The sequence below is a fragment of the Novosphingopyxis baekryungensis DSM 16222 genome, assembly GCF_000420305.1.
GTDB lineage: Bacteria > Pseudomonadota > Alphaproteobacteria > Sphingomonadales > Sphingomonadaceae > Novosphingopyxis > Novosphingopyxis baekryungensis.
This window is the reverse complement of the sequence record NZ_ATUR01000002.1, coordinates 270,641-282,491: the sequence shown is the minus strand read 5'-3', so window position 1 is coordinate 282,491 and position 11,851 is coordinate 270,641. Positions and strand designations below refer to the sequence as shown.

The window sequence follows — 11,851 nt, the reverse complement described above, 5'->3', positions numbered from 1 at the left end:
GCGGCACCGCATGAGCAATACGCTGGCCAAGATCCTCATGGTGATTGCCATCGCCTGCCTCGGCAACAGTCGGCAGGATTGGGCGCGTGACATGCTGGCAGGCTTCCGCGAGGCCGATGAGGCGGGCCACCCGCTCGCTTTTGCCTTTCGCTGCCTCCTGAGGGCGCTGCGGGAGATGCCGCGCCATGCCGAGGGGCGCGAGACCCTGTCCCGCTATGCCGTGGCGGCCTTCATCCTGCTGCCAAGCGCCCTCATTCTGTTTTCCGGCGCGCTTGCCGGCTATCCTTTCGTCCACCTCTTCGGCCTGCAGCCGCATGCCGCGCCCGCATGGATGCCCGGCGGCGTGAACGACGGCAACCGCTTCTCCATGCAGACGCTGACGGTGCTGTTCCTGATCCTGTCGGCCCGCCCGCTGATCACCGCCTGGTTTCTGCTGGAATGCGACTGGGCCCGCGTCGGCACGGCCCAGCGCTTTGCCGCCGCCATCATCACCACCATCGCCATCTTCACCAGCGTGCTGATGCAGGAAGCCCGCAGCGCCGCCCTTCCCGCCGCGCTGCTGACCATCGAGCTGATCGCGCTGACCATGATCGCCCGCTGGAAAGGCGGCAGCGATGCGCCGGAAGAAGAGGCGGCGGCTCAGACTGTGGAGGAGCCGCGACTGCTGGCGGGTTGAACGGCAGGCCTGCTACCCGGCCAGTCCGATCTTGCGCAGCGCGCGAAAGGCATAGGCTTTGGCGCTGTTGCTTTGCGGAAAGCGGCCGGGGGCTTTGGGCTTGAGGCCGGCCCGCCGCAGCAAACGGTTCAGGCCATGGGCGTCGGCCTCGGCAAAGCTCCAGTCGCTGCGCCAGGTGATCGAGAGTGAGATCGACGGCTCCGGCCCGTTGCGCACGAAATGCGGGGCCATCACGGGTACGAACACCGCCTGCCCCGGTGCCAGATCGATGGCGAGTCCGTCCCCGGCAAAGTCATCATGCCAGGCCAGATTGCGCTGATGGCCCGAATGATAGGCTTCATGCGCGGTGGGATCGGCAAAACGCGCGTCGCCCGCCGGAAACTGCGTCATCGTCTTGCTGCCGCGCAATTGCAGCAGGATATTGTGCTCCGGATCGAAATGATAGGGCGTCATCGATCCGGGCGAGGATACGAAAATGAACCCCTGCGGGCGCAACATCCGCCCGGTCTTGGCCTCGATCGACGGTTGCAGTTCGGCCAGAAGCTGCAGCAGCAGCGCCCGATATTCGGGCATCTGTTCGATATTCTTGAGCACGGCCCAGCTCTTGCAGACATCGATGGTGCGGATGGTTTCGCCGATGGACAGGCCATTGGCGGGCACCGCTTCGGCATCGATGCCGACGGGCAGGTCACCGGGATTATATTCCACGCTGGCAGCGGGCAAGCTCTCGCCCAGGCGCGCAATCGCCTCCAGCGTCAGCAGCGCGTGCGCGGGCAAATGATGGTCCAGCCGATGCGGGGTTTCGGGATAGTGATTCGCAAAGCGCGCAATCGTCGCGTCATCGAAAACCTTCGTCATCCCTTGCTCCCCTGCCGTTTGGCCATATGATCCTCCATCCAGCGCAGCGCGTCGAACGCCTTGCGGCGCAGTGGGCCGCCAATCGCGATCGACAGGCGGCCGATCGCACGGCGTTCGGTCCAGAGGCTGTCGATCATCGGATGGTCCGGCGCCGCACAGCTATCGGCCCAATGGATATCCGGCCGGTCCAGCATGGCATAATTTTCGATCTGCAGCAGCACGCCGGGTGAGAAGCGCGCAAAGGACTCGTCGAACGTCGTCTTGAAGCTGAAGATGCCGTCCCCCGATTGCAGGTTCACCAGCATGGCAATCGGCGCGCCCTCGAATTCCAGCGACAACAGCTCCAGCTTGCCCGCCTGGGCCATCGCGCCAAGCATGTCGCAAAACAGCGCCCGCGTGCGGTCCTGGCTGCCCAGCGCGCTCTGTTCCTGCCCCTTCCAGCCGGATGCCTCCAATGTCAGGAAGGCGTCGATCCAGCCGTCAAGATCCTGCCGCCCATCGCTGCGCAGGAAACGCAGCGTGCCCATATCCTCCAGCCGCCGTTTCTGACGCCGCAGTTCCTTGCGTTTCTTGCCGCGCACCGCCTGTTCGAAATAGGCCTCGCCGCCAAGATCGGACCGCAGAAAGGCCCGCTCATGCCGCCGCACGAGATCGCAGCGCCGTCCCTCTTCACGGCACAGCGCCTGCAGGGCCTCAGCGCCGGCACCGTCCAGCGCCAGATTGTCGATGTGAAAGAACAGCCCCATGCCGGCCGATCGGTCGAGCATGTCGAGCAGCGCGCGCCAGAAAGCCCGTTCATGCCCCGGCGCGATCAGTGGATTTCCCAGAAAGGCGTTGGGATGCTGCCAGTTCTGCCAGTTCGGCAGCCGCCGGCTACCGTAGAGACGCTCGAGCGAGAGTGGCATGAGGCCGAGCAGCGGGCTGCACCGGGGGGCACCCGCCCACAGCACGAAAAGTCTGGCCCGACCCTCCGGATCGCAATGGGAGAGCGCGGCTGGCAGAAACCGGCTTTCGCAGAAGATATTCGGTTCGCGCAGACGCTGCTCGAGCGACTGCCAGCCCAGCAGCAATGCCTCGGCGATAGCGGATGCGCCAATGCACTCGGCCTGCGGCGCATCAGCCTGAGCGCTGAACGCTTTATGGGCTCCATCCGGCACGATAGGTTGGGTGATCATGTTCAAGCGGCGCGCTCCATGCAAGCCGCCTAGGCCATAATTGGAAAGATTTGGCTAAGGCCACCGGCGCAAACCGGCGGCCCTTGCCCCCCTTATCCCGCAGCGAGCGCCGCAAGCAACAGCAGCGCGACAATATTGGTGATCTTGATCATCGGATTGACCGCCGGCCCGGCGGTGTCCTTGTACGGATCGCCAACGGTGTCGCCGGTTACCGCGGCCTTGTGCGCCTCGGAACCTTTGCCGCCATGGTTGCCGTCCTCGATATATTTCTTGGCATTGTCCCAGGCGCCGCCGCCCGCCGTCATCGACAGTGCGACGAACAGGCCGGACACGATCACGCCGAGGAGCAACGCCCCGAGTGCGGCAAAGCCATTGGCCTGCCCGGCCACCCAGGTGATGACGAAATAGACGACGATCGGCGCCAGCACCGGCAGCAGCGACGGGATGATCATCTCCTTGATCGCCGCCTTGGTCACCAGATCGACCGTGCGGCCGTAATCCGGTTTGGACGTTCCCGCCATGATGCCGGGATTGTCACGAAACTGCCCGCGCACTTCTTCGACCACGGCCCCGGCGGCTCTGCCCACCGCGGTCATCCCCATCGCGCCGAACAGATAGGGCAGCAAGGCGCCCAGCAGCAGGCCGACGATGACATAAGGGTTGCTCAGCGAAAAATCGACGTCGAGATCGGGGAAGAACTCGTCCAGATCGGTGGTGTACGCGCCGAACAGCACCAGTGCGGCCAGCCCGGCCGAGCCGATGGCATAGCCCTTGGTCACCGCCTTGGTGGTGTTGCCGACGGCATCCAGCGCGTCGGTCTTCTCGCGCACGCTCTCCTCCAGACCGGCCATCTCGGCGATGCCGCCGGCATTGTCGGTCACCGGACCATAAGCGTCCAGCGCCACGACCATGCCCGCCAGCGCCAGCATGGCAGTGGCGGCAAAGGCGATGCCCATGAGGCCGGCCAGCTGATAGGCCATCACGATGCCCACCACGATCACCAGCGTGGGCAAGGCGGTCGATTCCAGCGATATCGCCAGCCCCTGGATCACATTGGTGCCATGCCCGGTTTCGGACGCCTTGGCGATCGAGCGGACGGGGCGATAGGCCGTGCCGGTATAATATTCGGTGATCCAGATGATCAGCCCGGTGACGGCCAGTCCCACCATCATGGAAAAGAAGAGATCCATGCCGGTGAAGGTCGCCACGGTGGCCGCGCTGACTTCGGTGGTGAAACCATCGGTCGCCATGTCGCCGCCGATCGGCGTGTTCATGTCACCGAACACGAACTGCGTCGCCAGATAGATGGCCGGGATCGACAAAATGGTGGTGACCAGAAACCCCTTGTACAGCGCGCCCATGATGTTCTGCGATGTGCCGAGCCGGACGAAATAGGTGCCGATGATGGAGGTGATGATACACACGCCGCCGATCAGCAACGGCAGGCTCATCAGGTTGAGGAGCGCCGCATTGCCGACGTCGACCAGCAGCGCAGACAGCACCATCGTCGCGCCCACGGTCACCACGTAAGTCTCGAACAGATCGGCGGCCATGCCAGCGCAATCGCCCACATTGTCGCCCACATTGTCGGCGATGGTCGCGGGATTGCGTGGATCATCCTCGGGAATGCCCGCCTCCACCTTGCCGACCAGATCCGCGCCGACATCCGCCGCCTTGGTGAAGATGCCGCCGCCCAGCCGTGCGAAGATTGAAATGAGCGAGGCGCCAAAGGCCAGCGCCACCAGCGCGTCGATCACCGTGCGGTTGTCCGGCCGCAGACCGGCGGGGCCGGTGAGGTACCAGAAGAACACCGAGATCGCGAGCAGCGCCAGCCCCGCCACCAGCATGCCAGTGACAGCGCCCGCCCGAAAAGCCACCGTCAGGCCGCTCTGCAGGCTGGTCGATGCCGCCTGCGCGGTGCGCACATTGGCGCGCACCGAAATGTTCATGCCGATATAGCCTGCCACCCCGGACAGAATCGCACCGATGGCAAAGCCGATGGCCGATGTCAGCCCGAGAAAAACGAAGACCAGGATCGCAACCACCACGCCAACCAGGGCGATGGTGCGGTATTGACGGCCAAGATAGGCCTGCGCCCCGGTCTGGATGGCAGCGGCGATTTCCTGCATTTTCTCATTACCGGCATGGGCGGCGAGCACCTGCCTGCTGGTAATGAACCCGTAAAGTACGGCGATAATGCCGCAAATGATCGCAATGGTCGTGATGGACATGGCTTCAGACCTCCTCTCGTGAATCCCTGAACTGTCGCCTCATTTTCGGGCAACTTGACCATAGGAGTAACCGAAGCGGGCCAATTGACAAGGCGTAAACGCCAGACATGGTCTAGTGCAGATACCCGCCCGTTGCCGCCTCGTCCAATCGCTGTCCATCCAATGCCACGCCTCTACTTGACGGCGCGCCGAAGCGTCCAATGCAGGTGGCGGGCACCGGCAACCTGGCCTCTGGCGGCGCGGCGGCCAGCAGCGCATAATCGTCCCCCCAGCGGATCGCCTCCTCCAGCCGGTCCGGGACGGCGGCGCGGGCGGCCTGCGACAGGGGGATCGCGTCCCGCCGGATATCGAGCGAAAGGCCGCTGGCCCTGGCCATGCGGGCGGCATCGACCAGCACCCCGTCGCTCACGTCCATCATGGCGTTGACGAGCGGCGCCAGCGCGCGGCCCTCATCCAGCAAAGGCCTGGGGCGCAGATAGGCATCGGCAAGGCTGCGATGCGGCACGTCCCCCGCTTCCAACAGCGTGAACCCCGCAAAGGCATCGCCGATCGCGCCGATCAGCCATAAACCATCGCCCGGCTGCGCGCCGGACCGTGCGGGCACCGGATCGCATGTCGCGCGCCCGATGGCGGTGCAGCCGAACACGCGCGGCGCATCGGCGGGCAAGCGGATCGTGTCGCCGCCCAGCAACGGCACGTCATAGCGGTGGAGCACGGCGCGCAGGCCCTCCACAAAGCCCGCATCCCAGTCCGCCGCGCCCAGCGCATGGCTGGTCAGCACGCCCAGCGGCTCCGCCCCCTTGGCGGCAAGATCGGACAGATTGGTGGCGATCAGCTTCCACGCGACATCGGCGGGATCGGTGCCATGGCGGACATGCACCCCCTCCGCGATGGAATCATGCGTAAGGATCAGCGTTTCGCCGCCCACGGGCAGCAGCGCCGCGTCGTCGGCAAAGGCGCGCGCGCCCGGATGCGTCGCCAGCGAACGGAGCAGGTCGATATAGGTGGTTTCGGCAGACATGGCGCCTGTCTTAGACCGTTGAGAGCCGGCTTGTCGAAAAAGTCCCGCTGCGCGCGATATTGTGCGCGCCCGGCCTACCGGCCTACTCGCCCTTGCGCACATCCTTCGAGATGGCATCGAGCAGCCCGTTCACGAACTTGGCGTCCTTCTCGTCGAAAAAGGCATGCGCAACATCGACATATTCGTTCACGATCGCCCCGGTCGGCACGTCGGCCCGCGCCAGCAGCTCGTACGTGCCGCAGCGCAGCACCTGCAGCATGGTCTTGTCGAGCCGTTCCAGCTTCCAGCCATCGGCCAGCCGCACGCCGATCAATATGTCGATCTCGTCCCGCCGCGCATCGACGCCGGTCACCACATCGTCGAAGAAATCGGGCTCGGCCTCGGCAATCGGCTCTTCCTCGATCGCTTCGCCCAGACGGTGCTCGTGAAATTCCCGCAGCAGCCGCGCGATGCCGAGGCCTTCCATATCCTTCTGATACAGGGCCTGCACGGCGGCCAGCCGGGCGGCGGAACGGGGTTGGGAGCGGGTGTTGGACATGGATTCTACCAATTCAAAAGTAACCGAAAGCGAAGGTCTGCGGTGCTGTTTAGCTTATTTTTCCAGCCGCCGCCGCACGCTTTCGGCATGGGCGGGCAAACCTTCGGCATCGGCCAGCGTCACTGCGGCCGGGCCAATGGCACCAAGCGCGGCCTCATCCAGCTGGATGAAACTGGTGCGCTTCATGAAATCGAGCACCGAAAGCCCCGAGGAGAAGCGCGCGCGCCGCCCGGTGGGCAGGACGTGATTTGGCCCGGCGACATAATCGCCCACCGCTTCGGGCGTATGGCGGCCAAGAAACACCGATCCGGCATGGCGGATGCCCGCGAACAGGCGTTCGGGATCGGCCACGGACAGTTGCAGATGTTCGGCCGCCAGCCGGTTGGCGAGCGGGATCGCGTCGTCCAGCGCGGCCAAGGTGATGATGACGCCATGATCGCGCCAGCTTGCCTCGGCGGATGTACGCGTGGCCAGCGCCGCCGCCTGCACCTCCACCGCATCCTCTACCTTGCTCGCAAGGGCCGGGCTGTCGGTGATCAGGATCGACTGGCTGGTGGGATCATGCTCCGCCTGGCTCAGCAGATCGGCGGCGACGATCGCCGGATCGTTCTGGCCATCCGCGATAACCAGAATTTCGCTGGGGCCGGCGACCATATCGATGCCGACAACGCCGTAAAGCTGCCGCTTCGCCTCGGCCACCCAGGCATTGCCCGGCCCGGTGACGACATCCACTGGCGCGATCGTCTCGGTGCCATAGGCCAGCGCCGCAATCGCCTGCGCGCCGCCGATGCGCCAGACCTCGTCCACGCCGGCCAGCGCGGCGGCGGCCAGCACCAGCTGGTTAACCTCGCCCCCCGGCGTGGGGGTTACCATCACGATACGCTCGACACCCGCCACTTTGGCAGGAATGGCGTTCATCAGCACCGAGCTGGGATAGGCCGCGCGGCCACCGGGCACATAGACGCCCGCAGCATCCACCGGCAGCCAGCGCGCGCCAAGGCGCACCCCGGCATCGTCCACGCTCTCGCTATCCTTGGGCCGCTGCGCCGCATGATAGGCGCGGATGCGCGTGGCCGCGAGTTCGAGCGCGCCGCGCAGGTCCGGGTCCAGATCGCGCAGGGCGGCGTCGCATAGGTCGCGGTCGATCCGCCAGCCGGTTTGGTTCAGATCATGCTTGTCGAAACGCCGGGTCAGCGCGGCCACGGCCTCATCGCCATCGCTGCGGACCTGCGCAAGGAAACCGGCCACATCGCGCGCCACATCCGGGTCGCTTTCCCGCCGCGCGGTGACGATGGACTGAAACGCCCCGGCGAACCCTGGGTCGCCTGCATCAAGCCGCTTCACGGGACGCTCCTGCAATCTCGCGGAACCGCTCGACCAATGCGGGCAGCGTGCCGGACATCATCTTGAACGCCGCACGATTGACGATGAGGCGGGCGGAGATATCCATGATGGTCTCGGTTTCGACCAGCCCGTTTTCCTTCAACGTCTTGCCGGTCGACACCAGATCGACGATGCGCCGCGACAGGCCGAGCGCCGGGGCCAGTTCCATCGCGCCATTCAGCTTCACCAGCTCGGCCTGCACACCCTTGGCGGCGAACCAGCGGCGGGCCAGCGCCGGATATTTGGTGGCGACGCGCACATGGCTGAGTGCACTCAGCGCCTCGGCGGGGTCGGCATCCTTTGGCTCGGCCACCGACAGTCGGCACTGGCCGATGCCCAGATCGACGGGCGCATAAAGCTCGGAATAGCCGAACTCCTCGATCACGTCCGATCCGACGATGCCGATCTGCGCCGCGCCATGCGCCACGAAAGTCGCCACATCGAAGGCCCGCACGCGGATCAGCCGCACATCGTCGCGATTGGTGGCAAATTCCAGCGCGCGGTTGGATTTGTCGAAAAAGCCCGGCTCCGGCTCGATGCCGGCGGCTTTCATGACGGGCAGCGCCTCATCGAGAATGCGGCCCTTGGGGATGGCGAAGATGATTGGACGGTCCATGATGGCCGCGATGTAGAGAATGGGATATCAAAGCACAATGAAGCAGGACCCGGAAATGATGGCTGCAGACACCCCGCAGGCCGCTTTCGCCAATCAGGTGAGCTATTGCCGGGCGAACGACGCGCCGATCACCGCGGCTGTCGTGGGCGCGCTGGCGGCGGCGCTGGACCGATCGACCGAGACCGGACGACATGTTCTCGATTGGCAGGGACCGGCACTGGCGGACGCCCTGCCGTTGCGCGATGGAATCCAGCGGCGCAGCGGCAGGGCGGACGGTCCGCTCGCATGGCTGTCGCTGGAGGCGGATCGCAGCCTGCTGGGCCACGCGCTGACCGCGCGTTACTGGCCCGGCGGCGAAGACCCCAGGCTGCTGGCGACAGCGCACGCTTATGGTGCCTGGATGGAGTGGCGGGGCTGACAGATAGCGCCCTCCCCCGCCGGGAAAGGCATGCTATCCCAGAAATCCGTCCATCGCGTCGATCACCTTGTCCGGTGCTTCCCACGGCACGAAATGGCCGCTGCCGGGAATTTTCACCAGCGTCAGGTCCGTCACCAGATCGTCCATGCCATCGGTGTTGACCGGCGGCAGCGCCAGATCGTCGAGCGCCCAGACCACCAGCGTGGGAATCGTGATCTTCGGAAACGCCCGCGTGGCGAAATCGGGCATGGTCGCATCCTCGTCCATCGCGGGCACGAACATCTGCGAGGCGCGATACCAGTTGAGCATGCCGAAGGCGGCATCCCGGTCCTTCCAGTCGGCCAGCATCCGGTCGCGTTCCTCATCGGGCATGGCATCGCTGCGCTGCCACTTCACCGCCTTGGCGAGCAGGCCAACCAGCCCGTGTTCGCGCACCAGTTCGTCATTGTCGGTGTCGCGGAAAGCGCGGATATATTGCGCGCTTTCGCGTTGCTGCGGGCTGTTGATCAGCGCGCGCTGATAGAGCCAGGGGTGCGGCGCATTGGCGATCACCAGCCGCTCCACCCGGCCATTGCCCTGCCCGGTCAGCGCCACGCCCCAGGCGATCGCGCCGCCCCAATCATGGCCGACCACGGTGAACGTCTCCACGCCGCAGGCATCGGCCAGCGCAAAGATATCCCCGATCAGCTTGTCCGCGGAATAGCTCGCCACGTCCTGCGGCTTGGACGATCCGCAATAGCCGCGCTGATCCGGCGCGATGCAGCGGAAACGGTCCCTGAAATGTTCGATCTCATGCCGCCAGGTCCGGTGGCTTTCGGGAAAACCGTGCAGGAAGATCAGCACCGGCGCATCCTTCGGCCCCACGTCGACGGTGTCGATCTCCACGCCGGTGGCCAGCCTGTGGCGGGTCAGTTCATATTCGGGCACGCTAACGGGCATCAAACTCTCCTGTCGGTCTATTTGGGCTCAAGGATAGCTGACTGTTTTGGGCTGTCCATCCGGAAGCGGGATATGTTCTTCGGTGTCGCCGGGCACCGCATCGAATGCGCCCGATTTCCAATCCTCGCCGGCCTGCCGAATGCGATCGCGCGAGCTGCTGACGAAATTCCACCAGACGTGGCGCGGCGTGGTGAACGCCTCGCCCCCCAGCAGCATGACCCGCGCATCGCTGGCGGCCTTCAGCGTCATGGCCTGACCGGGCGCCAGCACATAGAGCGTGTGCCGCTCCAGCGCATCGCCGTCCAGCGTGGCATCACCCAGCGCCACCAGCACCGCGCGCTCGTCTGCCGCCGCCTCGATCGGTACGCAGGCTCCGGCATCGAGCAGGATATCGGCGTAGATCGTCTCGGCATGCTGCGTGGTCGGCGCGCTCTGGCCCCACAGCGATCCCATGATGATGCGCGCCTCCACGCCGGTATCGCGAAGCATCGGCAGATCGTCCGCGCCGACATGCTGGAAGGCGGGCGGCAGCTCTTCCTTTCCATCGGGCAGCGCGAGCCATGTCTGCATGCCGGAAATGCGGCCCATTCCGCTGCCGTCGGCGCGCTGCCGCTCGGCATCCGGCGAGCGCTCCGAATGCGCGATGCCGCTGCCCGCCGTCATGAGGTTCACCGCGCCGGGGCGGATGGTGGCAAAGGTGCCGATCGAATCGCGATGATCGATCGCGCCTTCGAACAGATAGGTCACGGTCGACAGGTTGATATGCGGATGCGGCCGCACGTCCATCCCGCCGCCCAGATCGAATTGCGCGGGACCGAACTGATCGACGAAAATGAACGGCCCCACCATGGTGCGCGCCCGCGATGGCAAGGTGCGCCTGACCTTGAAGTCACCCAGATCATGGGTGGTCGGTGTGATCGTCTGCAGGGTCATGTCGCTCATGCTTCATCAAGCTCCGGATAATGCCGGAAGATGCCGTCTTCGTTGAAGGCTATCCGCCGGTCCCTGTCGAGATAGGCGCGGATGCCGGGCAGCGCCTCGACCGCGTCGGCGCAGGCGGCAAGTTTGGGATAATCGGGCAGCAGCGCGGCCATGCGCCTGGGAAAGGCATATTGCAGCCCGCGCACAAGCTGGAACAGCGAGGTATCGACATGGCTCCACGATGCGCCGGTGACGAAGGGGCCGGTGCTGGCGCTCAGCGCGCTTTCGAAATGATCGAAATATTTGGGCATGCGCTCATCGCGAAAGCCCTTGGCGGCGCGCTTTGCCTCATCCTTCTGCTCGTCATAATAATCGCCGGTCGCGACGGGATGGTGCGTGTCATGCGCCTCGGCCACGATATCGGTGACGACCAGTTGCAGCTGGATCAGCCCCAGCGTCTCGCGCTCGTCCGCTCCGCAGAAGCCATGTTTCGCGCCCAGCCAGCTGAGGATATGCGCGGTCTGCGCAATGCACAGATCGCCATCGACCAGATAGGGCGGCGCATAGGGCTTGATGCCGGTGCGCGCGTCCATATCGTCCAGCAGCGCCTCGGCACCGTCCTCCCGCGCACGGTCGGTATAGGCAATCTCGGCAGCCTCCAGCGCGAGCCGGACGAATTCGCCGCGCCCCTGAATGCTGGGCCAATACCACAGATCGTAAGACATAAGCTGCGCGCTCCTTTGCTTGGGGAATGCAAGGAGAATGGGCGGGCGCGGCGGGCGTTCCGGCTATTCGCCCGGCGCGCGGGCCTTGATCTGCATGGCGTGCACCCTCTCGTCCATCAGATCGCCCAGCGCGCGGTTGACCATGCGCTGCCGTTCCACGCGGGTCTTGCCTTCGAATGCGGCGCTTTCCACCACCACCGAAAAATGGCTTTCGCCCGATCCGTCGTCCCCGGCATGGCCGCGATGCTGCGCGCTGTCATTGCTGACGGCCAGATGGGTGGGCGATAGGGCCGCGCTCAGGCGGGTTTCGATCTCGGCCTGTACCGGCCCTTTTGAATCCTGTGTCATGC

General features: G+C 65.3%; 13 protein-coding genes. 2 read left to right on the top strand and 11 right to left on the bottom strand.

Annotated elements, in window-relative coordinates:
* Positions 1-10: 10 nt before the first annotated feature.
* Positions 11-676: a hypothetical protein gene (locus tag G410_RS0101465; RefSeq protein WP_022671886.1), complete on the top strand. Its 666-nt coding sequence runs from the start codon at positions 11-13 to the stop codon at positions 674-676.
* 12 nt (positions 677-688) lie between these two features.
* On the opposite strand, the gene G410_RS0101460 is transcribed toward G410_RS0101465, so the two are convergent.
* The 7 genes from G410_RS0101460 to hisG form a co-directional block, all read right to left on the bottom strand.
* Positions 689-1,534, bottom strand: coding sequence for a cupin domain-containing protein (locus G410_RS0101460; RefSeq protein WP_022671885.1), 846 nt, complete (start codon positions 1,532-1,534; stop codon positions 689-691).
* A complete protein-coding gene (locus G410_RS15165) occupies positions 1,531-2,709 on the bottom strand; it encodes a GNAT family N-acetyltransferase (RefSeq protein ID WP_022671884.1) in 1,179 nt (392 codons plus the stop codon). Before G410_RS15165 ends, G410_RS0101460 begins: the two co-directional genes overlap by 4 nt.
* 92 nt (positions 2,710-2,801) lie before the next feature.
* On the bottom strand, positions 2,802-4,940 hold the full coding sequence (locus tag G410_RS0101450) for a sodium-translocating pyrophosphatase (protein WP_022671883.1): 2,139 nt from the start codon (positions 4,938-4,940) through the stop codon (positions 2,802-2,804).
* 112 nt (positions 4,941-5,052) lie between these two features.
* Entirely contained in the window at positions 5,053-5,961 is a 909-nt protein-coding gene (gene thiL, locus G410_RS0101445; RefSeq protein ID WP_022671882.1) for a thiamine-phosphate kinase, read from the bottom strand.
* Positions 5,962-6,043: 82 nt separating this feature from the next.
* Positions 6,044-6,499 carry a transcription antitermination factor NusB gene (gene nusB, locus G410_RS0101440; RefSeq protein ID WP_022671881.1) on the bottom strand — a complete coding sequence of 152 codons (456 nt, stop codon included), beginning with the start codon at positions 6,497-6,499 and terminating at the stop codon, positions 6,044-6,046.
* Positions 6,500-6,553: 54 nt separating this feature from the next.
* A complete protein-coding gene (gene hisD / locus G410_RS0101435; RefSeq protein WP_022671880.1) occupies positions 6,554-7,843 on the bottom strand; it encodes a histidinol dehydrogenase in 1,290 nt (429 codons plus the stop codon).
* Positions 7,830-8,498 (bottom strand): ATP phosphoribosyltransferase, encoded by a 669-nt coding sequence (gene hisG, locus G410_RS0101430; RefSeq protein ID WP_022671879.1) that lies wholly within the window; start codon positions 8,496-8,498, stop codon positions 7,830-7,832. Before hisG ends, hisD begins: the two co-directional genes overlap by 14 nt.
* A gap of 37 nt (positions 8,499-8,535) precedes the next feature.
* Here hisG and G410_RS0101425 point away from each other — a divergent pair, with 37 nt between their 5' ends.
* A complete protein-coding gene (locus G410_RS0101425; protein WP_022671878.1) occupies positions 8,536-8,916 on the top strand; it encodes a DUF2332 family protein in 381 nt (126 codons plus the stop codon).
* 33 nt (positions 8,917-8,949) lie between these two features.
* Here the strand turns inward: G410_RS0101425 and G410_RS0101420 are convergent, their stop codons facing one another.
* From G410_RS0101420 to G410_RS0101405, 4 genes are all read right to left on the bottom strand, one after another.
* Positions 8,950-9,855 (bottom strand): alpha/beta fold hydrolase, encoded by a 906-nt coding sequence (locus G410_RS0101420; RefSeq protein ID WP_022671877.1) that lies wholly within the window; start codon positions 9,853-9,855, stop codon positions 8,950-8,952.
* A gap of 27 nt (positions 9,856-9,882) precedes the next feature.
* Entirely contained in the window at positions 9,883-10,797 is a 915-nt protein-coding gene (locus tag G410_RS0101415) for a pirin family protein (protein ID WP_022671876.1), read from the bottom strand.
* Positions 10,794-11,501, bottom strand: coding sequence for a glutathione S-transferase (locus G410_RS0101410; protein WP_022671875.1), 708 nt, complete (start codon positions 11,499-11,501; stop codon positions 10,794-10,796). Before G410_RS0101410 ends, G410_RS0101415 begins: the two co-directional genes overlap by 4 nt.
* Before the next feature lie 63 nt (positions 11,502-11,564).
* The gene (locus G410_RS0101405) at positions 11,565-11,849 is read right to left on the bottom strand and encodes a BolA family protein (protein WP_022671874.1); all 285 of its coding nucleotides are present in this window, start codon (positions 11,847-11,849) and stop codon (positions 11,565-11,567) included.
* Positions 11,850-11,851: the final 2 nt, after the last annotated feature.